General features: G+C 66.6%; 23 protein-coding genes. 10 read left to right on the top strand and 13 right to left on the bottom strand.

The genetic code is table 11. The features are described 5' to 3' along the window. Nucleotides 1-89: 89 nt before the first annotated feature. On the top strand, nt 90-1,019 hold the full coding sequence (locus ACWRN3_RS16905) for a phosphodiesterase (RefSeq protein WP_255174335.1): 930 nt from the start codon (nt 90-92) through the stop codon (nt 1,017-1,019). An 85-nt stretch (nt 1,020-1,104) separates the two neighbouring features. On the opposite strand, the gene ACWRN3_RS16900 is transcribed toward ACWRN3_RS16905, so the two are convergent. Both ACWRN3_RS16900 and ACWRN3_RS16895 read right to left on the bottom strand, forming a co-directional pair. Beyond that, entirely contained in the window at nt 1,105-2,742 is a 1,638-nt protein-coding gene (locus ACWRN3_RS16900) for a stealth family protein (RefSeq protein WP_476741355.1), read from the bottom strand. A 76-nt stretch (nt 2,743-2,818) separates the two neighbouring features. Then, on the bottom strand, nt 2,819-3,748 hold the full coding sequence (locus ACWRN3_RS16895; RefSeq protein WP_476741354.1) for a hypothetical protein: 930 nt from the start codon (nt 3,746-3,748) through the stop codon (nt 2,819-2,821). 148 nt (nt 3,749-3,896) lie between these two features. On the opposite strand from ACWRN3_RS16895, the gene ACWRN3_RS16890 reads away from it, so the two are divergent. Continuing rightward, on the top strand, nt 3,897-4,196 hold the full coding sequence (locus ACWRN3_RS16890) for a type II toxin-antitoxin system VapB family antitoxin (RefSeq protein ID WP_026264985.1): 300 nt from the start codon (nt 3,897-3,899) through the stop codon (nt 4,194-4,196). Then, the gene (locus ACWRN3_RS16885) at nt 4,189-4,863 is read left to right on the top strand and encodes a LytR C-terminal domain-containing protein (protein WP_476741353.1); all 675 of its coding nucleotides are present in this window, start codon (nt 4,189-4,191) and stop codon (nt 4,861-4,863) included. Before ACWRN3_RS16890 ends, ACWRN3_RS16885 begins: the two co-directional genes overlap by 8 nt. Nucleotides 4,864-4,872: 9 nt before the next feature. On the opposite strand, the gene ACWRN3_RS16880 is transcribed toward ACWRN3_RS16885, so the two are convergent. After that, nucleotides 4,873-5,523, bottom strand: a complete 651-nt coding sequence (locus ACWRN3_RS16880) for a TetR/AcrR family transcriptional regulator (RefSeq protein WP_159633458.1) — start codon at nt 5,521-5,523, stop codon at nt 4,873-4,875. Nucleotides 5,524-5,558: 35 nt separating this feature from the next. Beyond that, nucleotides 5,559-6,257 carry a DsbA family oxidoreductase gene (locus ACWRN3_RS16875; RefSeq protein ID WP_476741352.1) on the bottom strand — a complete coding sequence of 233 codons (699 nt, stop codon included), beginning with the start codon at nt 6,255-6,257 and terminating at the stop codon, nt 5,559-5,561. A 214-nt stretch (nt 6,258-6,471) separates the two neighbouring features. Between ACWRN3_RS16875 and ACWRN3_RS16870 the strand changes: the two genes are divergently transcribed. Both ACWRN3_RS16870 and ACWRN3_RS16865 read left to right on the top strand, forming a co-directional pair. After that, nucleotides 6,472-7,533 carry a glycosyltransferase family 4 protein gene (locus tag ACWRN3_RS16870; RefSeq protein WP_476741351.1) on the top strand — a complete coding sequence of 354 codons (1,062 nt, stop codon included), beginning with the start codon at nt 6,472-6,474 and terminating at the stop codon, nt 7,531-7,533. A gap of 57 nt (nt 7,534-7,590) precedes the next feature. Next, entirely contained in the window at nt 7,591-9,771 is a 2,181-nt protein-coding gene (locus ACWRN3_RS16865) for an amylo-alpha-1,6-glucosidase (protein WP_324644031.1), read from the top strand. Between the two features lie 4 nt (nt 9,772-9,775). Here the strand turns inward: ACWRN3_RS16865 and ACWRN3_RS16860 are convergent, their stop codons facing one another. Further along, entirely contained in the window at nt 9,776-10,309 is a 534-nt protein-coding gene (locus ACWRN3_RS16860) for an N-acetyltransferase family protein (protein ID WP_476741350.1), read from the bottom strand. Nucleotides 10,310-10,334: 25 nt separating this feature from the next. Beyond that, the gene (locus tag ACWRN3_RS16855) at nt 10,335-11,294 is read right to left on the bottom strand and encodes a D-2-hydroxyacid dehydrogenase family protein (RefSeq protein ID WP_324644033.1); all 960 of its coding nucleotides are present in this window, start codon (nt 11,292-11,294) and stop codon (nt 10,335-10,337) included. 145 nt (nt 11,295-11,439) lie between these two features. Here ACWRN3_RS16855 and ACWRN3_RS16850 point away from each other — a divergent pair, with 145 nt between their 5' ends. Continuing rightward, nucleotides 11,440-12,633, top strand: coding sequence for an MFS transporter (locus tag ACWRN3_RS16850; RefSeq protein WP_476741349.1), 1,194 nt, complete (start codon nt 11,440-11,442; stop codon nt 12,631-12,633). 194 nt (nt 12,634-12,827) lie between these two features. Here ACWRN3_RS16850 and aceB read toward each other — a convergent pair whose 3' ends face one another. Next, nucleotides 12,828-14,480, bottom strand: coding sequence for a malate synthase A (gene aceB, locus ACWRN3_RS16845; RefSeq protein ID WP_476741348.1), 1,653 nt, complete (start codon nt 14,478-14,480; stop codon nt 12,828-12,830). Between the two features lie 101 nt (nt 14,481-14,581). Further along, entirely contained in the window at nt 14,582-15,898 is a 1,317-nt protein-coding gene (gene aceA / locus ACWRN3_RS16840; RefSeq protein WP_476741347.1) for an isocitrate lyase, read from the bottom strand. 149 nt (nt 15,899-16,047) lie between these two features. Between aceA and ACWRN3_RS16835 the strand changes: the two genes are divergently transcribed. After that, nucleotides 16,048-17,559 carry a helix-turn-helix domain-containing protein gene (locus ACWRN3_RS16835; RefSeq protein ID WP_324644036.1) on the top strand — a complete coding sequence of 504 codons (1,512 nt, stop codon included), beginning with the start codon at nt 16,048-16,050 and terminating at the stop codon, nt 17,557-17,559. Nucleotides 17,560-17,697: 138 nt separating this feature from the next. Here ACWRN3_RS16835 and ACWRN3_RS16830 read toward each other — a convergent pair whose 3' ends face one another. The 3 genes from ACWRN3_RS16830 to ACWRN3_RS16820 are packed head-to-tail and all read right to left on the bottom strand — an operon-like array spanning nt 17,698 to nt 20,820. Beyond that, nucleotides 17,698-18,708: a TAXI family TRAP transporter solute-binding subunit gene (locus ACWRN3_RS16830; RefSeq protein ID WP_476741346.1), complete on the bottom strand. Its 1,011-nt coding sequence runs from the start codon at nt 18,706-18,708 to the stop codon at nt 17,698-17,700. Further along, the gene (locus ACWRN3_RS16825) at nt 18,701-20,152 is read right to left on the bottom strand and encodes a HAMP domain-containing sensor histidine kinase (RefSeq protein WP_476741345.1); all 1,452 of its coding nucleotides are present in this window, start codon (nt 20,150-20,152) and stop codon (nt 18,701-18,703) included. The genes ACWRN3_RS16830 and ACWRN3_RS16825 overlap by 8 nt, the downstream gene beginning before the upstream one ends. After that, nucleotides 20,149-20,820: a response regulator transcription factor gene (locus tag ACWRN3_RS16820; protein WP_255174350.1), complete on the bottom strand. Its 672-nt coding sequence runs from the start codon at nt 20,818-20,820 to the stop codon at nt 20,149-20,151. The genes ACWRN3_RS16825 and ACWRN3_RS16820 overlap by 4 nt, the downstream gene beginning before the upstream one ends. A 264-nt stretch (nt 20,821-21,084) precedes the next feature. On the opposite strand from ACWRN3_RS16820, the gene ACWRN3_RS16815 reads away from it, so the two are divergent. Next, complete coding sequence (locus ACWRN3_RS16815; RefSeq protein ID WP_255174351.1) at nt 21,085-22,479, top strand: MFS transporter; 1,395 nt, start codon at nt 21,085-21,087, stop codon at nt 22,477-22,479. A 97-nt stretch (nt 22,480-22,576) separates the two neighbouring features. Here ACWRN3_RS16815 and ACWRN3_RS16810 read toward each other — a convergent pair whose 3' ends face one another. Continuing rightward, on the bottom strand, nt 22,577-22,891 hold the full coding sequence (locus ACWRN3_RS16810; RefSeq protein WP_324644040.1) for a putative antibiotic biosynthesis monooxygenase: 315 nt from the start codon (nt 22,889-22,891) through the stop codon (nt 22,577-22,579). 98 nt (nt 22,892-22,989) lie between these two features. Here ACWRN3_RS16810 and ACWRN3_RS16805 point away from each other — a divergent pair, with 98 nt between their 5' ends. Further along, nucleotides 22,990-23,613 (top strand): TetR/AcrR family transcriptional regulator, encoded by a 624-nt coding sequence (locus ACWRN3_RS16805; RefSeq protein WP_255174353.1) that lies wholly within the window; start codon nt 22,990-22,992, stop codon nt 23,611-23,613. Nucleotides 23,614-23,697: 84 nt separating this feature from the next. Next, the gene (locus tag ACWRN3_RS16800) at nt 23,698-25,446 is read left to right on the top strand and encodes a pyruvate dehydrogenase (RefSeq protein WP_255174354.1); all 1,749 of its coding nucleotides are present in this window, start codon (nt 23,698-23,700) and stop codon (nt 25,444-25,446) included. Between the two features lie 137 nt (nt 25,447-25,583). Here the strand turns inward: ACWRN3_RS16800 and ACWRN3_RS16795 are convergent, their stop codons facing one another. After that, complete coding sequence (locus ACWRN3_RS16795; RefSeq protein WP_324644041.1) at nt 25,584-26,441, bottom strand: hydroxymethylpyrimidine/phosphomethylpyrimidine kinase; 858 nt, start codon at nt 26,439-26,441, stop codon at nt 25,584-25,586. Nucleotides 26,442-26,546: the final 105 nt, after the last annotated feature.

Below are 26,546 nucleotides of genomic sequence, written 5' to 3'. Positions count from 1 at the left end.
TTACCCCATGTTTGCCAAATGTCTGATTGGATAAATATTACTGAAGGGTACAAGGGAAGAACGGCTTCCCACCGACCATAGAGGTAGCAATGGAGCACATCGAGGCCGAACATCCCCGGCCACGCCACTTCCTACTCCACCTGAGTGATCCCCACCTGTTGGGAGGTCCAGAACCCCTCTACGGAACCGTCGACAGCGAAGCCAGGCTCGCCCAGCTCTTCGATGAAGTCAAAGCGTCCGGGGCCAGGCCGGAGGCCGTGATCTTCACGGGCGACCTTGCCGACAAGGGCGATGCCGGGGCGTACGTGAAGCTTCGGGCCATCGTTGAGCCGGCCTGCAAGGAAATGGGCGCCCAGGTCATCTGGGCCATGGGAAACCATGACGACCGGGCCAACTTCCGCAGGGGACTCCTTGACCAGCCGGGCAGTGACGAGCCGGTGGACCACAGCTACTTCATCAACGGGCTGCGGGTCATCACCCTGGACACCACGGTCCCGGGTTTCCATCATGGCGAGCTGAGCCCGGCGCAGCTGGAGTGGCTGGCCCGCCAGCTGGAAACTCCTGCCCCGGACGGCACCATCCTGGCCCTCCACCACCCTCCGGTCCCGTCAGTGCTGGACCTCTCGGTGCTGGTTGAACTGCGCGACCAGGCGTCCCTGGCCGCAGTGGTGCGTAATTCGGATGTCCGCACCATCCTTGCGGGCCACCTGCACTACTCCACGACGGCGAGCTTCGCCGGCGTTCCCGTCTCGGTGGCGTCGGCTTCCTGCTACACCCAGGACCTGAACGTACCTGTGGGCGGGACCCGCGGCCAGGACGGCGGCCAGGCGTTCAACCTGGTGCACGTGTATGAACACACCATCGTGCACTCCGTGGTGCCGATGGGCAGTGCCCCCACCGTTGGCGAGTATGTGTCTCCCGAAGAGACCGCCCGGCGGCTGGAGGCTGCCGGGATCCGGATCCCGGAAACCACCAAGCAACGCGGCAGCACCAAGCTCGGGGTGCCTACCAGGCGGTAGCACCCCTCCACACAGCACTGGGGCCGGCTCCGTCAGGGAGCCGGCCCCAGTGCTTTGGGCTTGCGGGGGTCGACGCGCGGCCGGCCTACTTCTCCCAGGGTGCCTTGATGGGGAAGTACCTTTCCAGGAAGTCCGTCACCACTTCGGCGCGCTCGTCCGCGCTGACCTCAGGAAAGCTGCCGTCGTTCAGGCAGAAGAAATCCATGTTCCGCTTTGCGAGCAGCTTGGGCAGGTACTTCAGGCCCGAGCGCATGGTGGTGTCCACGTAGCGCACCTTCGCGGCAGTCTGCGTTACGGCGCGGCCGGTCAGCAGGGCGTAGTAGTGGTAGAAGGAATTGGTCACGGAGATGTTGTCCGCTGCACGGAACCGGCTGGCCGCCGTCTTGCGGAACTCCTCCGGGAACTCCTCCTCCATCTGGCCCACCACGCTCCGCCGCAGGGGCGCAGCGGTGTGCTCCAGGTGGCGGGTGGTGATCCGGCCGAACCGGTTCCACAGGAGCTTGCGGTTCACCCGGGCGGCGTTCTCGAACCCGCTGCGCTCGGCGTCGTTCTCGCCCAGGCCAATCCTGGTTTCCGCCTCGATGAACTTGGTGATGCCGCCGGGGGTGAAGAACATGTCCGGGCCCACCGGCCGGCCAAAAAACATGTCGTCGTTGGAGTAGAGGAAGTGCTCGGACAGCCCCTCGATGTGCTGCAGCTGGCACTCCACGGCCTGTGAATTGTGCGTGGGCAGCACCGAGGGATCGGAAAAGAACTCCTCGCTCCGGACGATGCTGACGGAAGGGTGCTCCGCCAGCCAGGAAGGTGCGGGGGAGTCCGTGGCGATGAAGATCCGGCGGATCCAGGGCGCGAACATGTACACGGACCGCAGTGCGTACTTGAGTTCATTGATCTGCCGGAACCGGGCTTCATGGTCGTCGCCTTCGCCCAGGACATGTCCCTTTTGCTGGGCGCGGCGGGCCGCGATGTATTCGGGGGAGCTGCCGTCGACCCAGGAGAACACGATGTCGATGTCGAAGCTGATGTCGCTGGCATGGTCGGCAAACATGTTCTCGATGGTGGGCCACGTGTGTCCGTAGCGTTCCACGGTGCCCCGGACCGCATCCTGGCGCAGCAGCGTCCTGCGGGTCAGGGAGTTCTCGATCGGAAGAATGAGCTGTTCTCCCTGGAAGGACCACAGCTCAATCTGGACGCCGGCGGAAGCGCCGAACTCGAAACCGCCCACCGGCTCCACCCGCGGCCGGTACAGACGGAAGATGCGTCCCTGCCGGTTGGGGGACAGCTCGCCGTCCGCCACCAGGACGGACGTCTTTTTCTTCGCGTCCACGGTCATGGAGTAGAAGGGCTCGTCCCGGCACGCCTCCACCAGGGCAGCCCGGAGTTTCTTCCGGTCTTTCCAGTCCAGGGCCAGCACGGGGCGGTCATTGTTGCCGCGGACCAGGAGGTACGCCAGGCCGGCGTTTGCCAGGACGTTCCGCAGGAACAGCAGGTCTTCCACCATGGCCTGGTATGGGGTCCTGGTGTCGTTGATCAGGGCATAGCGGCCCTTGTGCCGGACGACGTCGGCCCGGTGGCTCAGCCGCCGTTCTGCCGCCGCCGATGTGATCTCGGCGTGAAATTGTTCTTCCACTGACGCCTGGGCGCCGTAGTAGACCTCGTCCTGGACCGGTGCTTCTGTAATGGTTGTCTCCGTGCTGGTGGAAGTGGGCATTCTTACCTGCATGATAGTCCTGCCTGGGTAACGGAAGGTTTCGCGGCGTTATTGCGACGGCGCGGGGAATTCCCGGCCCGGCAGGGGCTCAGGCGTCCAGCGCCTCCCGCCAGGCCCGCAGGAAGGCGCCGCCGGCGTCGTCGTGGATCACCGTGGACTCCAGCCCCAGGTCCGCTGCCGTCAGCACGGGGTAGGGCTTGCTGGGCACACCGTCCGCGGGCCGGACGTCCACGTGCTTCACGGGATGGTCGTTGTGGTGCAGCCAGTCCGCCATGGCGTAATCGGTGCGGGAATCGCCCACGGTCCGCCACGCCTGCGGGGTGATGCCCTGCGCCGCGAGGAGCTCCACCGCACGGCTGGCGCCCAGGTCCTTTCCCAGCCGCACGGACTCAATGTCCGTGGAAATAATGGTGGGATCGACGCGGTAGTCCACCTCGTCGTCGGAATTTGGCACGTGATGGTCAAGCCGGACAACGCCCAGCCCGTGGCGTGCCATGAGTTCCATCGCCTCGGCGTCGAACAGCTTCTGCTCCGCCAGGTAGTCAGCGCTGGGCACATCGATGTGCTGCTCCACTGACACCATGGCGCGCTTGGTCTCGTCAAAGAACATGTGGGCGGCATAGTCCTCGGCCACCAGCCGGCGGATGTCATCCCCGTACGCTGCCGGGACGGCGAGTTCCCGGTCCACGTGGATGGGCCCGGGGCCTGCGGAGGTATAGCTGAACCAGACCGCGCCCTTTTCGCAGACGGCGTGGATAACGGTTCCCGCCGGGATGCCGGCCGCGATCATGGGTTCCATGACCTGTTCGCGGATAAAGGCGTCGGAACGGCCGGTGTTGAAAATGACAGGAATCCCGGCTGCTGCGAGGGCCACCAGGTCCAGGATGATGCCGGGCTTTACGTCCCGTGTCACCGGGCTGGCCACCGGCCCGTCCACGTCCAGCAGGAGCGCCAGCGGTGGTGCGGACGGCAGGCGGATTCCGGGTGCGGACACGGCAGGGGACTCGGATACTGTCATGGGTCCATTCTGTCAGCAGGACCGCCGCCGCCCCGTGCGTGCGCCCGCCGACCCGGCCGTGTGGCGGTATGGTCACTGTTTGGCTACAACCTGGCGCGGGCCAGCCCTGCTACTTTCGCTGGGGCACCACGGTGCCTACTGTGGCATGGTGATATTCAAAGCTGTGGGCGAGGGCCGCCCTTACCCCGACCATGGTTACAGCACTCCCAAGCAGTGGGCATCGCTGCCGCCGCGGCCGGTGCGGCTGGACGAACTGGTGACCACCAAGCGCACCCTGGACCTGGAAGCGTTGCTGGCGGAAGACTCCACATTTTTCGGTGACCTGTTCCCGCACGTGGTGCAGTACCAAGGGACCCTCTACCTGGAGGATGGCCTCCACCGCGCAGTCCGGACCGCCCTGCACCAGCGCACCGCGATCCACGCCCGGGTCCTGGTGCTCGATGGCTAGCAAGCGGCCCAAGGACCCCGGCATCCTGCATGGCCACCACGTCGTTTCCGGACCGGAGCTGCGCGCCGCCATGGAAGCGGCACGGGACGCCGACGAGACCGTCCGGGTCCGCCGCCGCGTGCTGCACGGAGTGGTGCTGGTCCTGCTGATCGGAGTGATCGCCGCAGGCATCATCGTTGCCCTGGCCATCATCAACGGCCGGCTGAAGCTGCCCTCGGCCGAGCCCGCCCCGACCCCGGTGTCATCCTGTCCGGCCTCAATGTTCGATTACACGCCCACCGACAAGATCAACCTCAACGTCTACAACTCCACCAGCCGGCCCGGCCTTGCCCGCTCCGTTGCGGACGAACTGCTGGCACGCAAGTTCGTGGTGGGAAACGTATCGAATGTCAACGCCGGCTACCGGGGCGTGGCCGCGGTGGTGTCAGGCGCCGCAGGCCAGGCGGCGGCGTTCACGGTGCAGCGCCATGTGCCCGGATCCGATTACTTCCAGGACGGCAGGACAGACGCCAGCGTGGACGTCATCCTGGCGCAGGATTACAAAGCGCTGGTCCCACCGGAACTGGTGGACCAGACACCGGGAAAGCTCAGCTGCCCGCGGGAGAACCGGCGCACGGCGGACACGGACAAGCTGCCCGTCATGCCCGCCGTCGCTCCTACGCCCTGACCGCCGGACTCAGCCGGCCACAGCCGGGAGCTGTCCGACGCGCACGGGCCGGCCGCCGTCGTCGAACCTGGCGCCAGCGCCCAACTGGATGAAGCGCACGGTCCGTGCCACGCGCGCCTCCAGTTCCGCCGGCTCGTCGCTGCCCCTCGCGGCACTTGAGGACAAGGTGCCCAGGATCAGCTGGGACTGCTGGCCCACGTCCGCCACCGGCAGGTAGCCCTGCTCCATGCCGTCACGCAGGATGCCCTGCAGCAGGACGCTGAGCTCGCCCACATGGTCGGAGAGCTTGGCAAAGGACGACGGCGACAGCACCGCCCCCATGGCAGGCCCCGGCGGGAGGTGGCGGCGGCTGAGGTCAACCACCTGGGCGCGGACGTACAGCGCCAGCCGCTCCACCGGGTTCTCCAAACGGTTCAGCGATTCGCGCAGGTCGGAGAGGAACTTCTCGGTCTCGTCCAGGGCATAGGAGATCAGCAGTTCTTCGATGTCCGCGTAGTAGTTGTACACGGCGGTGCGGCCCACACCTGCGTGCCGGGCCACATCCGTCATGGTCAACCCCGGAAGGCCGTGGGTGAAAAGGAGCTCGCCGAAAGCGGTGAGGATGCGGCGCTGGGTGTCCGCGCGTTGTTCGGCGTTGCTGGCCGCTGAAATCCTGGGCATGCAGACACTTTACCGCGATGTGTCAGTAAAAGATGCTAAACGGCGCAGCCGTCCGGGCCGCACGCGTCAGCTTCCGAGGAATTGACCAGGACCAGCGGGTTGGCGTCCTGCCAGGCCTGGTTAAGGGCAGTGGTGAACGTCTCCGTGGGCTGGGCGCCGGACAATCCGAACTTCCGGTCGATTACGAAGAAGGGAACGCCGCTGATCCCGAGGCCTTGGGCCTCCTGGAAGTCGAACCGGACCTCGTCCGAGTACTTGTCGGTGGTGAAGAGTTCCTCCACCTCGTTGGCCGGCAGGCCCAGGTCCGCGCCCAAGGACGTGAGGTAATCCCGGCTGCCAATGTCCTTGCCGTGCTCAAAGTGGTCGCTGAGCAGGCGCTCCTTGGCCGCATCCTGCCTGCCGTGGGCTGCCGCGAGGTGGATCAGGCGGTGGGCGGTGAAACTGTTGGCCACCACAACCTTGTCGAACCGGTAGTCCAGGCCTTCACCCTTGGCCTGCTGGGCCACGTGCTCGAACATCTGCGAGACCTGCGGCGCGGGCATTCCCTTGCGGCTGCTCAGGTACTCCAGTTCGGTCCCGTCGTAGTGCTCCGGCAGTGTTGGGTCCAGCTGGTAGCTGCGCCACACCACGTCGACGGCTTCACGGTGGGGAAACGCTGCCAAGGCAGCTTCGAACCGGCGCTTGCCGATGAAACACCAGGGGCAGGCAACGTCCGACCAGATCTCAATCTTCATGTCCTGCATAACCCGGCCGCCCGGACAGCCATTCCGGCGCTTGCCGTGAGATGGGCCACATTCAACCCTTGTGGCCGGGGCATTCGTGGGCAATAGTTCTGAAGTAGGTGAAGCAGACGCCATGGAAATGTCGAACACCGCGGGGCAGGCATGCCCGGCGGCGGCAGGTGCCTTGCGGCTGGGGAGCTCGGGCCTCGTCATCTGGAGGCCAGATATGCGTATCGGAGTTATTGCAGGACCGTGGATTCCCATTCCACCGGGTACCTATGGCGGCATTGAAAGAGTGGTGGACACCCTGGCGCGCGGGTTCGTCGCCGCCGGCCATGAGGTGTTGCTGGCGGCCCCTTCCGAAAGTACCTGCCCTGTACCGAAGGTACCGGGGATGCGGCCAGCATCCCGGGATGAGCTGGGCTTCACGATGTCCGAGCTCAGCCATGTCATCCGCGCGTACAAGGGACTCCAGGATGTGGACATCATCCATGACCACACACTGGCCGGGCCCCTTTACGCGCACAGGCCTCCTAAGGTGCCGGTGGTAACCACCATCCACGGCCCGCTCCACCAAGACGCCGAAGACCTGTACCGGGCCATGGCCCGGGACGTCGCCATCGTGGCGATATCGCGGGACCAGGCGTCCCATGCCCCGGAAGTCCCCGTCACGCAGGTGATCCATCACGGCATGGACGTTTCAGCCGTCCCGATCGGAAGCGGGCGTGGCGGTTACCTGTGCTTCGTGGGCCGAGCATGCGAGGACAAGGGGCTGCTGGAGGCAATAACCATCGCACGGCAGGCAGGTGTGCACCTGAAGATCGCTGTGAAAATGCGGGAGCCCGAGGAGATCCGCTACTTCCGGGAGGTTATTGAGCCGATACTTGGCCCCAACGAGGATTTTGTGGGGGAGGTGGATGACGCCGCCAAGTACCGGCTGATGGGTGAGGCGCTGGCCTTCCTGAACCCCATCCAGTGGTCCGAGCCTTTCGGCCTGGTCATGATCGAGGCGATGGCCACCGGAACTCCCGTCATCGGCACGCGCATCGGCTCGGCCCCGGAAATTGTTGAGCACGGCCGCACCGGCTTCTTGGGGGATACCCAGCAGTTGAGCGGCTTCATTGAAGCGGCCGCCGGCTTGAGCAGGGAACGGTGCCGGGCATCAGTGGAGGAGCGGTTCAGTGCCCAGCGGATGGTGGCACAGCATCTCAGGCTCTTTGATGACCTGCTGACCGGGAGATTGCCGGGAGGGGTTCCGGTTACCACGCCTGTGCACCAAAATCGATAAGGGGGCGGGCGGCCATTCGGCTCCCGGCAGCAATCCGCCTGAGAAGGGAGTCCTTCCATGACCGCCTGGAACGAAGATAATGAGGCCTCGGGCTCCGACGTGGGTGCCGTCACCGTTCTGGAAGGTTCTTCGTTTTGTATTTCGGCGGGGACCGGCGACATCAGTCACGACGGGGGCACGAACGGGGCGTTCTACCAGGACACCCGGATCGTTTCGCGCTGGGTGCTGCGCATCAACGGCTCGCGGCGCGAACCATTGTCAGCCCAAAAGCCGCAGCCTTTCGAGGCGACATTTGTTGGCCGCGCCACCTGGCCGGGAGGCCGGTTCGACAGTCCCCTGGTAGTCCGCCATGTCCGCCACATCGGGCCGGGCCTGCAGGACGACATCACCCTGCAGAACTACGCTGCGGAACCCGTTGAGTGTGCCATCGAACTTCTCGTGGACGCAGACCAGGCCGACCTCTTCGACGTGAAAGGCGGCCGGACAACAGGCCCCGATGACACAACCCGCACCGTGGTGGATGGAAAGCTCATCATTGAAGCATCCCGGCACGGCCAGCAGCGGGGTTCCGCCATCGGGGCCCGGGGTGCTGAGGTGGAGACCGACGGGCTACGGTTCAACGTCACCGTTCCGGCCCGCGGCAAATGGAGCACCAGCGTCATCGTGGTGCCGCTGGTCAATGGGGAAGCCCCGGAAAAGCCCTTCACCGAAGGCCAACTCCCGCACCACCGTGAGGGCGTTCGGCGCCACCTGGCGTGGGAGGAGAACGTTCCGCGGATCAGCATCGAGGACACCAGCTTCCAGAACGTGCTCAACCGCAGCCAAAGTGACCTTGGTGCACTCCGGATTTTCGATGCCCGCCATCCCAACCGCGCCGCGGTCGCAGCGGGGGCGCCCTGGTTCATGGCGCTGTTCGGGCGGGACTCGCTGCTCACGTCTTACATGAGCATGATGGTCAACCCCAATCTTGCCCTGGGCACGCTGCAGACCCTGGCCGGTATCCAGGGGAAGAAGGTGGACGTGGACTCCGAGGAGGAACCGGGCCGCATTCCCCATGAGGTGCGCTTGGGCGTCACTGCCGGCCTGTCGCTGGGCGGCACCGCGTACTACGGCACGGCCGACGCCACCCCGCTCTTCGTATCCACCCTGGGCGAGTTAAGCCGGTGGGGGTTGTCACGGGATGCGATCCAGCCGCTGCTGGCGCACGCGGACCGCGCCCTGGAATGGATTGAAAGGTACGGCGACCGCGACGGCGACGGCTTCGTTGAATACCTGCGGCCAAACGACCATGGCCTGGTCAACCAAGGCTGGAAGGACTCCTGGGACGGCATTAATTTCGCGGACGGGACCATCGCGGAAGCCCCGATCGCGCTCTGCGAAGTCCAGGCCTATGTCTACTCCGCCTACCTTGGCAGGTCGCTGCTGGCCCACTGGACCGGAGATTCGGACCTGGAAAAGCACTGGGCCGACAAGGCGGCAGCCTTCAAGGAGGAGTTCAACAAGAAGTTTTGGCTTCCTGACAAGGGCTATTTTGCGGTGGCGCTGGACAAGGACAAACGGCACGTCGATGCGCTGACGTCGAACATCGGCCACTGCCTGTGGACGGGTATCGTGGACGAGGACAAAGCAACGTCCGTCATGGAAAACCTGATGTCCCCGCAGATGTTCACAGGCTGGGGTATCCGCACCCTCGCCTCCGACATGGGCGCCTACAACCCCGTCAGCTACCACAACGGCTCGGTGTGGCCGCACGACACTGCGCTGGTAGCCACGGGGTTGATGCGTTATGGGTTCGTGGACGAGGCCAAGAGGGTGGCCCTGGGCATCCTCGATGCTGCCCAGCATTTTGACGGCCGGCTGCCGGAGCTGTTCTGCGGGTTCGACCGCGGCGAGTTGCCGGGCCCCGTTCCCTATCCCACCGCATGCTCACCGCAGGCCTGGGCCGCGGCCGCACCGGTGCAGCTTGCACGGATCCTGTTGCGTTTCGACCCTGTGTTCACCCGCGGGGTGGTGCACTTGGCGCCGATCCTGCCGGAGTCCGTGGGTTCGTTCAGGGCCGAAAATGTCCTGCTGGACACCAGCCGGGTGACCATCAGCGCCACCGGATCGAGCGGCACCATCGAGGGCCTCCCGCCTGGGCTGAAGCTCCTGGCCGAACCGCGGCCGCCGCTGGCCTACCCGTTGGAGGAACCTCTGGCAGGCCCAGGCATCCGAAGGCTGCATCAACCGGGAACGTGAGCGGTTATGGCAGGGGACGCTCCAGGACGAAGTCGTGCTCCACGGTGCTGCCCAGCCGGAACGATTTGGTACCCACCTTCCGGAATCCGGACTTCCCGTAGAAGCGGATGGCGCGGGCATTCTGGCTGTTCACACCCAGCCAGGCCCCGGCGCCGCCGGATGCTGCGGCCGCCTGGAGGCTTGCGTGCATGAGTTCTGCGGCCGCGCCCAGCCCGTGATAGTCGGGGTGGGCATAGCATTTGCTGATTTCCACGGACGGCAGCAGCGTCAGCACGGAAGCCACGTCCGGGTCCGCTGCCGGCCTGTCCACCAGGAGGCTGTAGCCGCAGAGCTGCCCGTTGGCGTCGATGACCAGGACGGTGATGTCCGGGTCCGCGAGGTAGCCCTTGAAGTGCTCCTCGCTGAGCGTGTTGGCCAGATGGGCGGCAATGTCGGCAGGTGACGACGACGGCGGGCAGGCCAGCGGAAAGGTGACGGCCGCCAGCCCGGCGAGGGGGCCGGCGTCGTCCGTTGTTGCCGTGCGGATGATGTGGGTCATTCGGTTGCTCCGGTAGTAAAAAGGGTCAGGCCGTGAGGGTTCGGATGGGGGAGCCGGCAAGCCAGGCGGTGACGTCCTCCAGGGCGCCGCCGTAGAACTGGCGGTAGCTTTCCTGCGTGACATAGCCCAGGTGGGGGGACAGCACGGTGTTCGGGGCGGCCAGGAGCGGGTGGCCGGCCCGCAGGGGTTCCTGGTCGAAGACGTCCAGGGCGGCGCCGCGGATCCATCCTTCGTTCAATGCCCTGATCAGGGCTTCCTGGTCAACGAGTGGCCCCCGGGCGGTGTTGACGAGGATGCCCTCCGGTCCCAGCAGCCGCAGCTCGGCCTCGCCCACGGTGTTTTCCGACCGCGGGGAGAGCCTCAGATGGAGGGTGGCGACGTCGGCCACCGTGAAGAGCTCCTCCTTGGACACCAGCCGGGCCCCGGCCTCTTTGGCCGTCTCCGCCGTGAGGTTCTGGCTCCACGCCACGACGTCCATCCCGAAAGCCTGCCCGTAAGCGGCCACCCGCCGGCCGATTTTGCCCAGTCCCACGATGCCCAGCGTCTTGCCGGCCAGCTCAAAGCCCACCGTTGACTGCCAGGTACCCGCCCGGAGGGAGCTTTCCTCGGCAGGAAGGTGCCGGGCGATGGCCAGCAGGAGGGCCCAGGTCAGTTCGGGCGCGGCCGTGGGTGAGCCGGGCGTGCCGCACACCGTCACCCCGTGCTCGGCCGCCGCCGCCACGTCGATGGCGGCATTCGCCATCCCCGTGGTGACCAGCAGCTCAAGCGCCGGCAGTTTCTCGAACACTTCGCGGGGGAACGCCGTCCGCTCCCGCATCGCGATCACCATGGTGGTGTCCGCCAGCGCCGAAACCAGCGCGTCGCCGGAAGCAAAAGGCTCCCGGTAGGACGTCACCGTGACCCCTTCGGCCTCCAACGCCGTGAAGTCGGCGAAGCCGTGGGCCACGTCCTGGTAGTCATCGAGGATGGCAAGGCGGTGCGTCATCGGTGTCCTTCGCAGTGTGTCCTACGTCCTTGGGTCACGTTCATCGTATGGCAGGGCCGTCCGGGAGGGTGCCTGAAACTCCAGCACCGCGGAGCGTGATAGCAATGGGAGTGATGAATCCACGCCCATTCCCGATTTTGACCCTGTGAGCAGCCGCGTCCTGTCCCGCGTCCCGAAGAGCTGGGTCCTGCTGGCCTGCATCGGCCTGCTGGCGCTGAACCTCCGTGGCCCGTTCGTGGCCGTTGCGCCCCTGGTGGACCTCATGCAGGCGGAACTGCACTTTTCGCCGGTCATGCTGGGGCTGCTGACCAGCATCCCTGTGCTCTGCTTCTCGCTCGCGGCTCCGCTGGCGTCCCTGGCCGCCCGGAAGTTCGGTGCCGAGTTCGCCGTGACGCTGACCATCCTGGGGGTCCTGGCCGGCGTGCTGCTCCGCTCCGCGGGAGGACCGGTCCTGGTGGTGGCCGGCACGGTGGTCATCGGGGTGGCCATCACCATCGGCAACATCGCGGTGCCATTGATCATCCGCCGCGATTTCGCTCCCCGACGGCAGGGGACCGCGATGGGAATCTACACCGCAGCCCTGAATATCGGGTCCTTCCTGACCTCGGTGATCATGGCCCCGCTCGCGGCAGTGACCGGGTGGCGGCTGGCCTTGGGTGCCGTCGCCGTCCTGGCCGTCGCCGCGGTGGTGGTGTGGGTGCTGGCAGTGGGGCCCCGGACGGCTTTCCTGGCCGAGGCCGAAGACGGCGGGGACACGCCCCGGGCCCCGGCAAGCCGTTCCGGCTGGACTACCGCCGGGCTCACGGCCGGCTTCGGCGGCCAGGCGTTCTCCTATTACGGCGTCACGGCATGGCTGCCGAGCTACCTGCACGACGAACTGGGAATGAACGCAGCCCAGGCCGGCGCCGCGTCCTCAATCTTCCAGATCCTGGCCATCGTGGGCGGACTCGGCGTGCCTTTCGCGGCCAAATACATGAATACGACGGCGGTGGCGGTCACCCTGGGTACGTTGTGGCTTGCCGTTCCGGTGGGGCTGCTTTTCCTGCCGCAGCTGTGGTGGCTGTGGTCCACCTCCGGCGGGATCGCCCAGGGCGGCGGCATCACCCTGATCTTCATCGCCATCATCAAGCTGGCCCGCGACCAGGCCTCGGCCGGCCGGATGTCCGCCACTGTCCAGGGCCTGGGATACTGCCTCGCCGCCGTCGCGCCGCCGCTGGTGGGCTTCGTCCACGACAGCTCCGCATCGTGGACGCCGGCCCTGCTGGTCATCCTCGTGTCGGTGCTGACCTTCCTCGTCAGCACCACCCTGTCCGTGCGGCAGGTGCCGAAGGGGCGCTAAGGCGAGGCCCGTCGTCGGACGTTCCCTTAGACGCCCGCTCACCTATTGCAGCAAACAAGGCAACGCCCGCCCACTCTCCCTGGGGAAAGTGGGCGGGCGTCATACGGGTGCTCCGTTGCCGGACCGGCGCCCCGGATTTCGGGGGGCCTGTTGCGAAGGGCGTGCCGGCCCGGCAGACGGAAGTACTGGTGGGGTCAGGCCGCGGTGAGCTCCTCGACGGTGGCCTTTTCACGGGCCTCGGTCAGGTAGCGGGCGTAGGCCGGCAGGGTGAGGAAGGACGGGAACTCACGGCTGAGCGTGACCTCCTCGAAAATGTCGCGGGCGTCCTCGAACCGGTCGCCGTCGAAGCGTTCCAGCCGGGCGAATTCCTCGTCCAGCAGTTCCTCCACCCATTCGTGGCTGATGATCTCGCCGTGGTCCGTGATGGCCCGGGCGTAGATCCACTGCCAGAGCTGGGACCGGGAAATCTCGGCGGTGGCGGCGTCCTCCATGAGGTTGTGGATGGCCACTGCGCCGTTGCCGCGGAGCCAGGATTCGATGTAGCGGATGCCCACCTCGATGTTGTTCCGGATGCCCTGTTCGGTGATGGTGCCGGTGGTGGCGGCAACGTCGATCAGGGCGCGGTCGTCCGGGGTGACGTCCTCGCGGAGCCGGTCCAGCTGGTTCGGCTTGCTGCCCAGGACGCCGTCGAACACTTCGCGGCACACGGGCACCAGGTCGGGGTGGGCCACCCAGGAGCCGTCGAAGCCGTCGTTGGCCTCGCGGGTCTTGTCTGCGCGGACCTTCTCCAAAGCGTTGGCGTTGGCTTCGGGGTCCTTGCGGTTGGGGACGGCTGCTGCCATGCCGCCGATGGCCATGGCGCCGCGCTTGTGGCAGGCGCGGACCAGCTGTTCGGTGTAGGCGCGCATGAAGGGCTGGGTCATGGTGACCTGGCCGCGGTCCGGCAGGACGAAGCGGGGGCCGCGGGTGCGGAAGTTCTTGATCAGGGAGAAGATGTAGTCCCAGCGGCCGGCGTTCAGGCCTGCGGCGTGGTCGCGCAGTTCGTAGAGGATCTCCTCCATTTCGAAGGCTGCGGTGATGGTCTCGATCAGCACCGTGGCGCGGATGGTGCCCTGCGGGATCCCGAGCAGGTCCTGGGCCAGAATGAAGATGTCGTTCCACAGCCGGGCCTCGAGGTGGTTCTCGATCTTGGGCAGGTAGAAGTACGGTCCCTTGCCCTGGGCCAGCAGGCGGCGGGCGTTGTGGAAGAAGAACAGGCCGAAGTCCACGATGCCGCCGGCGATGGGCTGGCCGTCGACGAGCATGTGCTTTTCCGGCAGGTGCCAGCCGCGGGGCCGGACCACAATGGTGGGCAGCTCGCCGGCCGGGCGGAGCTTGTATTCCTTGCCCTCCTCGGACGTGAAGTCGATCCGGCGCTCCAGGGCGTCGGTGAGGTTCAGCTGGCCCTTGATGACGTTCCGCCACGTGGGGGTGGAGGAGTCCTCCATGTCAGCCAGCCACACCTTGGCACCCGAGTTCAGGGCGTTGATGGTCATCTTCTTGTCCACCGGCCCCGTGATTTCGACGCGGCGGTCATCCAGGCCGGGTGCCGGGGGAGCGACCCGCCAGGACGGGTCATTGCGGATGTGCTCGGTCTCCCGAAGGAAACGGGGGTCCGCTCCGGCGGCGATGTCAGCCCGCCGTGTGCGCCGTGCCTGCAGCAGCTCCTGCCGCCGCTCGGCGGTGGCCCGGTGCAGCTTCGCAATAAAGGAGAGTGCATCCGGCGTCAGCACCTCGTCCTGCCGGCAAATCGGCTGCGCGGTCAAGGTAATGCCGTTGATCGTAAAGCTATCGGTGAAGCTGTTCATGGGAATCTCCTGGTAACCCCGGTTGCTCCATCACTTTTGGTTGCCAAGGCGGCCTGTTAGGGGCCAAAAGTGATAGAGCAACGAGCGGGAAAGGCTGGGTTTTAGTGGAACTGTCCCTCTTCGGTCGATCCGACCAGTGCGAGGGTGGACGCGTTCGGGTTGAGCGCCGTGGAGATGGTGTCGAAGTAGCCGGTGCCGACTTCGCGCTGGTGCTTGGTTGCGGTGTAGCCGCGGGACTCGGAGGCGAATTCCTTTTCCTGGAGTTCGACGTAGGCGCTCATGCCTTCACGGGCGTAGCCGTGGGCGAGATCGAACATCGAGTAGTTCAGGGCGTGGAAGCCGGCCAGGGTGATGAACTGGAACGTGAAGCCCATGGCGCCGAGTTCACGCTGGAACTTGGCGATGGTGTCGTCGTCCAGGTGCTTGCGCCAGTTGAACGACGGCGAGCAGTTGTAGGAGAGCATCTGGTCCGGGAACTCGGCCTTGACGGATTCGGCGAACTTGCGGGCCAGCTCCAGGTCCGGCGTGCCGGTTTCCATCCAGATGAGGTCGGAGTACGGGGCGTAGGCCTTGGCGCGGGCGATGCAGGGTTCGATGCCGTTGCGGACCTTGTAGAAGCCCTCGGCGGTGCGCTCGCCGGTGATGAATTCCTGGTCGCGCTCGTCGACGTCGGAGGTGATCAGGGTGGCGGCCTCGGCGTCGGTGCGGGCGATGACGACGGTGGGGGTGCCGGCGACGTCGGCTGCCAGGCGGGCCGCGTTCAGCGTGCGGACGTGCTGCTGGGTGGGAATCAGCACCTTGCCGCCGAGGTGGCCGCACTTCTTCTCCGAGGCGAGCTGGTCCTCCCAGTGAACACCGGATGCGCCGGCCTGGATCATGGACTTCATGAGTTCGTAGGCGTTCAGCGGGCCGCCGAAACCGGCTTCGGCGTCGGCAACGATCGGGACCAGCCAGTCCTCGACCGTCTGGACGCCTTCAGAGAATTCGATCTGGTCTGCCCGGAGCAGGGCATTGTTGATCCGGCGGACCACAGTGGGGACCGAGTTGGCGGGGTAGAGGGACTGGTCCGGGTAGGTGTGGCCGGAGTTGTTGGCGTCCGCGGCGACCTGCCAGCCGGAGAGGTAGATGGCGCGGAGTCCGGCCTTGACCTGCTGCACGGCCTGGTTGCCGGTGAGGGCGCCCAGGGCGTTGGTGTAGCCGCCGGTCTTGTGCTCTTCGGTGAGCTGCTTCCACAGCTTCTCCGAACCCCGGCGGGCCAGGGTGTGCTCTTCGGAGACGCGGCCGCGGAGGCGGACGACGTCGGAGGCTGAGTAGTCCCGGGTCACACCTTCCCAGCGGGGGTTGGCGGCCCACTCGAGCTCCAGGGCGGCGGCCTGCTCTTCGGGCGTCTGCTGGGTGGGCTCAAATGCTGCAGTCATCGTTGATCTCCTTGATTGAGCTCCGGACGGGGTAGGTGGGAACCGCGTCGTTGAGGTTCCCACCGGCTTATCCGGTGCGGTGTTTCTTTCCGTGACAACTACTTTTCAGCACTTTCAACCCCCTTTCTAGATAAAAAGTATGGAAAGAAATGCACTTCTTCACGTATTCTTCAGAAATGTCGCCTTCAAGCTGGAACAGGGACGTTTCCCAGCCACCGTCAGCCGCCGCAGCGGAACTGGACGTCATCGCGCTGGGCCGCCGCGTCCGCCATCTCCGCAAACAAGCCGGGCTCACGCTCGATGACCTGAGCGCCGCCGTCGGCACCGCTCCCAGCCAGCTAAGCCTGATTGAAAACGGCAAACGCGAGCCCAAACTGACGCTGCTCCAGCACCTCGCGGGCGCACTGAACGTCAGCATCGACCAGCTGCTTGGGGCCGAGCCGCCCAGCCGCCGGGCCGCCCTCGAAATCGAGCTGGAACGCTACCAGCGCGGGCCGCTGTACGAATCGCTGAACCTGCCCAAAATCCGCATCAGTTCGCGGCTTCCAGTGGACGTGCTCGAGGCCCAGGTGGGGCTGCTGCACGAGCTGGAACGGAAGATGAACGAGCAGGTGGCCACCCCGGAGGAAGCCCGGCGCGCCAACGGCGAGCTGCGGGCCATGATGCGGGAGCGCGGCAACTATTTCCCGGAGTACGAGGCAGAGGCGCAGAAGGTCCTCAAGGAGGTGGGTTACACCACCGGCCCACTCAGCCAGCACGTCATCGCGGACATCGCCGAGCACCTCGGTTTCACCCTGCACCACGTGGGGGATTTGCCGCATTCCACCCGCTCCGTGACGGACTTGAAGAACCGCAAAATTTACCTGACGCAGAGCCAGCGGCAGGACCACGACCCCCGCTCGGTGCTGCTGCAGGCCCTGGGCCACTACGTCCTGGGCCATGAAACGCCCAAGAACTACGGTGACTTCCTGGCCCAGCGGGTGGCCACCAACTATTTCGCCGCCGCCCTGCTGCTGCCCGAGCAGGCAACCGTCGAATTTCTGCAGAAAGCCAAAGCGGCCAAGGAAATCGCGGTGGAGGACATCCGGGACGCCTTCGCCGTGTCCTATGAGACCGCGGCGCACCGCTTCACCAACCTGGCCACCAAGCACCTGGGCATCACCACGCACTTCCAGAAGACGCACCAGAGCGGCATCATCTACAAGGCGTACGAGAACGACGGCGTGAACTTCCCCCAGGACCACACCGGAGCCATCGAGGGCCAGCCGTCGTGCAAGGCCTGGACCTCCCGGGCCGTGTTCGATGTGCCGGACAAGTTCAGTGCCTACAGCCAGTACACCGATACGCCGTCCGGCACGTACTGGTGCACCGCCCGCACCGAGCGGTCCGCCAGCGGCGAGTTCTCGCTCAGCATTGGCGTGCCGTACCAGCACGTGAAGTGGTTCCGCGGGCGGGAGACCACCGCCCGCGCCAGGTCCAACTGTCCGGATCCCAATTGCTGCAAGCGGCCGCCTGCCGAACTGACCAACCAGTGGGCCGGGAACGCCTGGCCGTCCGCCCGGGCCCACTCGCACCTGCTGGCCGCGATGCCTCCGGGAGCCTTCCCCGGCGTGGATGAGACCGAGGTGTACAGCTTCCTGCAGGCGCACTCCGGCTCCTAGGAACGCCCCACCACTTCCGGCCGGTTTCCTCTGGACGCCCCACCACTTTCCTGACGAAAGTGATGGGGCGTTTGGCTTTGTGCCGCCAAAGGTGATGGGGCGTTTGGGTTCAAGCGGCAAATGGTGATGGGGCGTTGGTCAGCCGTGCAGGGTCCGGTACGCTGCCGCGGCGGCGGGGTGCAGCGGGATCCCGGCGGTGTTGATGAGGCTCTCCGCGCTGAGGAACTGCACTCCCAGGGTGGACTGGGGGATGAGTTCGCCGGCGTTGTGCACCAGCAGCTGGACGGTGTGCTCCACGGTGGCGCTGTCCAGGTCCCTGCGGCAGAGCAGCAGGTTGGGAGCACCCACCGTCCACACCGCCGGTATGCCGGGGTAGCTGCCTTCCGGTATCAGGACCCGGTCGTACATCCCGCCGTACCTCCGCCGCAGTTCCGGCAGCAGCGCGGACAAATCCAGCAGTCCGAGCGCCACGTCCTGCTGCGCGGTGGCGATGGCCGCAGTGGGCACGCCACCGGACCAGAACAGGGCATCCACGGTCCCCGCCTTGAGTGCCGCGATGCCGTCATTCAGGCCAAGATGTTCGACGGCGGCAGTTCCGGCGGAGGGCGGCGCGGCATCCGCGGAGGTGCCCAGGCCCGCTGCTTCGAGCAGCCGGGGAGTGGTAAGCGAGGTGCCCGACCCCGGCTGGCCCACGGCAACCCGCCGCCCCGCCAGCCCGGAAATGTCCCGGATCCCGCTGTCCTTCCGTACCACGCAGTGGACGTAGTTTTCGTAGACCTTCCCGATGGCGGCGATCTCAGCTCCGTCCCCGCCCGCCTGGCCGGCGGCATCGGCCAGGGCCACGGCAAAGTCCGCCCGGCCCGCCCGCAGTTCCGCGATGTTGTCCAGGCTTCCGCCGGTGGCCACGGCCCGGGCATGGCCGGCTACGCCGTGCCGTTCAAGCGCCGCGGCCAGCAGCGTCGAGAACTCGAGGTAGAAGCCGCCCGGTTCGCCGCCGGCCACCACCAGGTTCTCCGGCCGGTCGCCTCCAGTGCACGCACTGAGGGCAGGCGGCAGGCAGGCTGCGAGTCCGACGGCGAAGGCCCACTTAAGCACGGACCGTCGCGGCGGCAGGGAGACAGGGCGCCCCGGGGCAAGTGGTTCACGCATTGGCATCACCACTCCTGGTGCCCGGAAGCACCTGATCAGAAGCTGGAGCGGGAAACTCGAGCCGGGCCGCGAGCCCATGCGGGGCCGCTTCGCCCAGCACCAGGCGCCCACCGTTGGCCGCGGCAAGCTGGCCCACGATCGTCATGCCCAGCCCGGTTCCCGGAACCGACGAATGCTGCGGGGACCGCCAGAATCTGGTGGCAGCCGCGGCCCGCTCCGGGGCAGGAAGCCCTGGACCGTCGTCGGAAATCTCCACCACCATCGTGCGGCCCTCCAGCTGGGCCGCGGCCGTCACGGTGGCACCGGGGGCGTACTTGATGGCGTTGTTGAGGAGCTCGGCCGCCATCTGGGCCAGCTCCGCCGGGTGGCAGGCAACCAGTGCCGGCGGCTGCGGCGCCGGAGCAAGGACCAGCCTGCAGCCTGCCTGTTCTGCCAGCGGTGCTGCCCGCTCGATTTCACCCTGGAGGACCGGGAAAGGGTCCACCGGATCCGGCGCAGGGAGGCTTTGCAGGCTGCCGGCAGCCCGGAGGTACCCCTCGGATGCACGGTGCTCTGCGGCGGCGAGTTTCAGGACCCCGTCCAGGATCTCCTCAACCCGCTCCAACTCCGCCATGGCCCGTTCGGCGGCGTCGTGTTCACGGGCCGTCTTCAGTTCCAGCTGCAGCAGGTCCAGCCGAAGCCGAAGCGCCCCCACCGGGTTGCGCAGCTGGTGCGACGTGTCCGCAATCAGCTGCCGCTGCGCTGCCATGCTGGCGCTCACGGTCCGGGCCATCACGGTGAAGGACCGGCTCAGTTCCCGCAGCTCGGGCGGCCCGTCATCCGGAAGGCGTCCCGCGCGGCCGGTACTTTCCAGTTCGTGCACCGCCGAGTTCAGCCGTTGGACGGGCCGGAGGACCCATCCGGTGACCCGGGCCGCGCCCAGCAGGAGCACGGCGGCAAGGGCAAGCGCCGCCACCCCCACCGCGAGCCACCGTTCCCGGAGCTTCTGCTGCGCGGTGCCGGCGTCCACGTCCAGCACCACGGCGCCCAGGACCTGGCTGGCGCTGCCGAAGGGCCGGAAGATCACCCGGGAGCCGGAACCGAAAGGTTCCAGTGGTTCCAGGGCGGTGTTGCTGACGTTTAACCGTGCCAGGGACAGCGCTTCCTGCACGTCAAACCGCCCGGCATCAAGATTTCCGGACTGAAGGGTGGCCTGCTGGACACGCACCACGATCCCTTCCCCGTACAGCCCGGAGTACGTGTCCATCTCCCGCTGCAGCCGTGCCGTGTCCCCGTCGGCGGAGGCATCGAACGCCACCTGGGCGAGCCGGTTCAGGGACGCCGCCCGGTTGATCTGCAGCTCCTGGGTCAGCTCGCGGGAAGCTGAGGTGAGGATGGTGCCCGAGATCAGGAAGACCACCACCAGGCAGAGCACGCTGAGGACGCCCAGCACCCGCAGCCTCATCCGGAAGCCGCCTCCACCCGGTACCCCACGCCACGGACGTTGATGATGAAGCCGGGTTTCTGCAGTTTTGCCCGCAGACCGGTGAGGTGGACGTCCAGGGACCGGGAGGAAGCCAGGAAGGCGTCGCCCCACAGCGCGTCAAGGATTTGTTCCCGGGTGACCACCGAGCCGGCATGGCGTGCCAGCAGCGCGAGGAGTTCGAACTCCGTGGCGGTCAGGGCGAGCGGCGAACCGGCTTTGGAAGCAGTGCGGCGGTTCAGGTCGATCGCCAGGTCATCCAGCACGATGACGTGCTCCTGCGGGGTGCCGCCGCCGCGGCCGGCCCGCCGCGTCACCGCTTCGATCCGCGCCAGCAGCTCCACCAGCTTGACGGGTTTGACCAGGTAGTCGTCCGCGCCGGAACGCAGCCCGAGCACCACGCTGCGTTCGTCGTCCCGGGCGGTCAGGATCAGGATGGGGACATCGGTGACCTGGCGCAGTTTGCGCAGCACCTCCAGCCCGTCCATGTCCGGCAGGCCGAGGTCCAGGAGGATCACCTGGAAGTTCCGGTGGGACAGCAGCGCATCAGCGCCCCGCGCCAGCCGCTGCGGGTGGTGTCCGGCGCTTTCGACGGCGGCGGTGAGGGCACCGGCCATGGCGTCGTCGTCCTCGACGATCAGCACGTCCATTGCCATCTTCCTTGCGTTGTGCGGTCTCCCGGATCATCCCCCGCATTTGGAGACTACCGCGTGCTGAAGGGTTTTGCCCGACGGCGGTGGGAGCCAGGCGGGGCCGACGGCGGCCGGCAGCCGGGCGGGGCCGGCGGCGCGGGCAAAACCTAAGGAAGTGTTAGGAAATGCCCCGCCACGTTGGCTGTGCGGTGGATCACCCATACCGTGGATGAGGCCCTCCGGCGTTGGAGGACGCACGTCACCACAAGGAGGAACTCACCGATGAGCACCCAACAAACCGCGCCCCTGACGGAGGCCGCCCAGACCCGGCGGGCCGTGGGCAACATCCTGAAGGGTTCCGCCGGCAACCTGGTGGAGTGGTACGACCTCTACGTCTACACCGTTTTCGCCGCCTACTTCCAGTCGCACTTCTTCAATTCCAAGGACGACCTGCAGGCGGGCCTTGAGGCCATGGCCGTCTTCTCGACGTCGTTCCTCATGCGTCCCATCGGTGCCTGGTTCTTCGGCCGCTACGCCGACCGCAAGGGGCGCAAGGCCGCGTTGACGCTGAGCGTGACCCTGATGTCCGCAGGCTCCTTCGCAATCGCCATCCTGCCCACACAGCAGCAAATTGGGCTGTGGGCCATGATCCTGCTGGTGCTGGTCCGCGTCATCCAGGGCTTCTCCGTTGGTGGCGAGTACGGCACCAGCGCAACCTATATGTCCGAGGCCGCAACCTCCAAGCGCCGCGGCTTCTTCTCCAGCTTCCAGTACGTCACCCTGATCGGCGGCCAGATGCTCGCCCTGTTGGTCCTGGTGATCCTGCAGAACGTCATGCCCAAGGGCGACCTGGGTGAGTGGGGCTGGCGCATCCCGTTCGCCATCGGCGGCGTAGCTGCCCTGGTGGTGCTGTGGCTCCGCCGCTCCATGGAGGAGACCGTTTCCGCCGAGCAGATCGAGGCCGCGAAGACTCCCGCGGTTGCCGGACAGGCCCAGCCGGGCACCATGAAGCTGCTGTTCACGAGCTACTGGAAGCCGCTGCTGGTCTGCATCGGCATCACCCTTGGCGGCACCGTGGCGTTCTACACCTACACCAACTTCATCCTGAAGTTCATGAACGATACCTCCGGCATCGCCAAGACCGACACCTCCGTGATCAACTTCTGGGCCCTGTTCATCTTCATGCTGCTCCAGCCCGTCTACGGCATCATCTCGGACAAGGTTGGCCGCAAGCCGCTGCTGCTCTGGTTCGGCATCACCGGCGTCCTCTTCACCTGGCCGCTGCTCTCCACCCTGGCCGGCACCAAGGACCCATTCACCGCGTTCCTGCTCATGATGGGTGGCCTGGTGATTGTCGGCGGCTACACCTCGATCAATGCCCTGGTGAAGGCCGAACTGTTCCCCGCCTCCATCCGCGCGCTCGGCGTGGGCCTGGGCTATGCAATCGCCAACTCGCTGTTCGGCGGCACCGTGCCCCTGATCGGCGCGGCCTTCCAGAAGGCGGAGCGGGAGGACCTGTTCTTCACCTACGTGACCATCGCCATCGCCATCTCGCTGGTGGTCTACATCTTCGCCCTGAAGAACAAGAAGGCCACGCACCTGGACGACGAACAGGGCCACGCCTGGGAGCAGGCGCCGCAGGGTGGCGGCAAGGACAAGGACGCGCTCGGCGTTTAGCGCCGGAGACACCAAAGTACCTGATCCGTAAGGAGGCGTACGACGGCGGCTGCCGGGCCGCCGTCGTACGCCTCCGTTTTGCGCTGCGGGGGGAGTCCTAGCGGCGGATGCTCCGCCTGGCGGCCAGGGCGCCGTGAAGGGCGAACAGGCGCGGGAGCACGAGATAGACCGCGGTGGGAACCACCACCATAGTCAATCCCATGGCGCGGAAGATGGGGTGCCACGTTTCCATGAGGGGAGCGGCCGCCATCATGCCGATGGCCACAAGCGGAAAAATTGCCAGCCAAGTGATGGCCGCGCGGACATGGATGGACGGCGGGCCGGCGACCGCTACAGGCGCTGCAGCCTGGACGCCGGTGGACGGCGCGGGCTCGGCAGTGGAGGGGGAAGCGGGTGATGAAAGCGTGGCCATGAAAATCTCCAACTAGTTGGTTGCTTTTGCTTGCATCGACAATAAGTGTGCCCGGACGCAATTGCAACTACCTGGTTGGAATTGCGTAGACTTGTGTCATGGCATGGAACACGGAGCGGACCAAGGAGTTGCTGCTGGCGGCTGCAACGGAGGAGTTCAGCGTCAAGGGCCTGGCCGGCGCGCGGGTGGACCGGATCGCAACGGCCGCCGGCGTGAACAAGGAACGCATCTACCAGTACTTCGGCAAGAAGGATGAGCTGTTCGACGCCGTCCTGGCTGCCGAAATGGTCCGGGTAATGACCGAGGTGCCCATCACCGGCAGCGGACCGAAGGCGTTCGGTGACTACGCCGGCCGCCTCTTCGACCGGCACACCACTGATGGGGTCCTGCCCAGGCTCCTGTTTTGGGAAGGCCTGGAGCGGGGCGGGGAAACTGTCAGCCGCGCCACCCGGTCCGACCACTGCGCCGTCAAGGTGGGCCAGGTCCTGGACGTCCTGCCCGGGATCGACCGGACTGACGCCGCGGACCTGCTGATCACCGTCATCACCCTTTGCGACGGCTGGCCCGTCCTGCCCCAGATCGACACGCTCCTGGCGGGCAGCAGTGCGGACCGGACCACCCGTCGTCGGGCGTTCATTGTGCGGACCGCAACCCTGCTCGCTGAAGCCCTCGCCGCCGAGGTGCGGGCGGCACCCGAAGCTGCCCTGGACCACGCGGGCTAGCAGGCCTGCCAGGGAAGCCGGCCGGGTGGGCGGACTATATTGGGCCATGTCAGCACACCACCACCATCGCGGGAGTCTGCACCCATGGCCAAGGAACTTGCCACCCAGCTCATCGAACAACTCCAGGCTGCCGGCGTGCAGCGGATCTACGGGATTGTGGGCGACAGCCTCAACCCGATCGTGGACGCCGTCCGCCAGACCGGCGGCTCCGCGAAGGGCGGCATTGACTGGATCCACGTCCGCCACGAGGAAGCTGCCGCCTTTGCCGCCGCAGCCGAAGCCCAGCTCACCGGCAAGCTTGCCGTGTGCGCGGGTTCCTGCGGCCCCGGAAACCTGCACCTGATCAACGGCCTGTATGACGCCAACCGCTCCGGCGCTCCGGTGCTGGCCATCGCCTCCCACATTCCCAGCAAGCAGATCGGCAGCAGCTTCTTCCAGGAGACCCACCCGGACCGCCTGTTCAACGAATGCTCGGTGTACTCGGAACTGGTCAGCACCGCAGAGCAGGCTCCCCGGGTGATGCACAGCGCCATCCAGCACGCGCTGGGGCTTGGGGGAGTGGCCGTCGTGACCCTGCCGGGCGACATCGCCGGGCTGGAGGCTGCCGGCCCCACCCCGCTGCCTGCCACCTTCCGGCCCGCCAGCCTGGTCCCGGACCCTGCCAGCGTCCAAGCCCTCGCGGACGCTATCAACGACGCCGGCAAGGTGGCCATCTTCGCCGGCGCCGGCGTGGAAGGGGCACACAGCGAGCTGATGGCGCTCGCCGACCTGGCCAAGGCGCCGGTGGGGCACTCGCTGCGCGGCAAGGACTTCGTCCAGTACGACAACCCGTTCGATATCGGTATGACCGGGTTGCTGGGCTACGGGGCCGCGGCCGAAGGCATTGAGGACGCCGACCTGCTGATCCTCCTGGGCACGGACTTCCCGTATGACCAGTTCCTGCCGGACACCCGCACCGCGCAGGTGGACCGGGTGGCCCACCGGCTGGGCCGCCGGACCGACGTCGACATTGCCGTCCACGGCGACGTGCTGCCCACCCTGCGCGCGCTCCTGCCGCTGGTGAAGGCGAAGAAGAGCCGCCGGTTCCTGGACCAGATGCTCAAAAAGCACGACCGGCTGATGAACAAGGCCGTGGGCGCGTACACCCGGAAGGTGGAGAAGAAGCAGCCCATCCACCCCGAGTACGCGGCATCGCTGCTGGACCAGGTGGCCGCAGAGGACGCCATCTTCACCGCGGACACGGGCATGTGTAATGTCTGGACCGCGCGGTACATCAACCCGCTGGGCACCCGCCGGCTGATCGGGTCCTTCCTGCACGGCTCCATGGCCAACGCCCTGCCGCACGCCATCGGCGCCCAGTTGGCGTACCCCGGGCGGCAGGTCATCTCGGTGTCCGGCGACGGCGGGCTGTCCATGCTGCTGGGCGAGCTCATCACCGCCGCCGCCTACCAATTGCCGGTGAACGTGGTGGTGTTCAACAACTCCACCCTGGGCATGGTCAAGCTTGAGATGCTGGTGGACGGACTGCCCGATTTCGGCGTGGATGTCCCCGACGCCAACTATGCGGCCGTGGCACAGGCCCTGGGCTTCCACGCGGTGCGGGTCACGGATCCGGCGCAGATCGAGGCAGCGTACCGGGAAGCGTTCGCGCACCCCGGCCCGTCACTGGTGGAGCTCATCACCGACCCCAAGGCGCTGTCCATTCCGCCGAAGATCTCCGGCTCCCAGGTGATCGGATTCGCCACGGCCATGTCCAAGGTGGTCCTGAACCGCGGGGCGGGCGAGGCCGTGAGCATGGCACGCAGCAACCTGCGCAACATCCCGCGGCGCTGACCGGGTCCAGACCCGCCATCAGATCCTGCCCTTAAATCCGGAACGCGTCTGCATAAAGTGCAGACGCGTTCCGGGTTTTCCTGCGAAAAGTGATGGGGCGTTTGGGGTTAGGCGTCGAAAAGCGATGGGGCGTTTGGTCAGCGGGCGCCGCCCTGCCACAGGGCATCGAACGGGGCGCCGGAGGCAAGGCGGTTGCGGATGCCGGCGGTGACGAAGTCCTTGGCGGTCCGGGCGGCCTCCAGCGGGCTGGCACCCTTGGCCAGTTCTGCCGTCACGGCCGCGGCGAGCGAGCAGCCGGCGCCGGAGACGGCCACCTCGCCCACCTTCGGGGCGCTCAGGACTTCCAGGGTCTCACCGTCGTAGAAGACGTCGACGGCGTCCGGGCCTTCCAGCCGCACCCCGCCCTTGGCCAGCACTGCAGCGCCGCTGAGCTCATGAATGCGGACGGCAGCGGCTTTGAGGGACTCAACGTCAGTGATCTCGAGGCCGGACAGGGACTCCGCCTCAAAGTGGTTGGGCGTAACGAACGTGGCCAGCGGCAGGATCTGCGCCTTCAGGGCCTGGTCCGTGTCCAGCGCGTGGCCCGGCTCCTGGCCCTTGCAGATCAGCACCGGGTCCAGCACCACATTGGTGAAGCTGTTCTCCTGCAGGGCACCGGCCACCGTGTTGATCGTCGCCGGGCTGCCCAGCATGCCGATCTTCACCGTGTCCAAAGCCGAAGGGGCGCCCGACGCCGGACCATAAGCCGCCGTCGTTGCCTCCAGCTGGTCTGCGATCACCTGCTGGTCCACCGGCACGAAGCGGTGGTTCCAGCTGTCCTTCGGGTCGAAGGACACGATGCAGGTGAGGTTTGCGATGCCGAAGACGCCCAGTTCCTGGAAGGTCTTCAGGTCAGCCTGCGCGCCGGCACCGCCGGTGGCTTCTGACCCGGCGATGGTGAGGACAACGGCGGGACTTGCGGCGGGCAGCGTTGCGTCAGGGGTAGCGGAAGTCATGCACCCATCCTGCCACCCGGCGTCGGACGCCTGCCAAACCGGTGCCCCAAGTCCCCACACGCCGGAAAGGTGCCGGATCGCCGGAAAAAACCGGCGATCCGGCAC

It is taken from the genome of Pseudarthrobacter sp. rb, from assembly GCF_056389225.1.
Note: the sequence above shows the minus strand (reverse complement) of the source record. Positions and strands in the feature narration are given on the sequence as shown.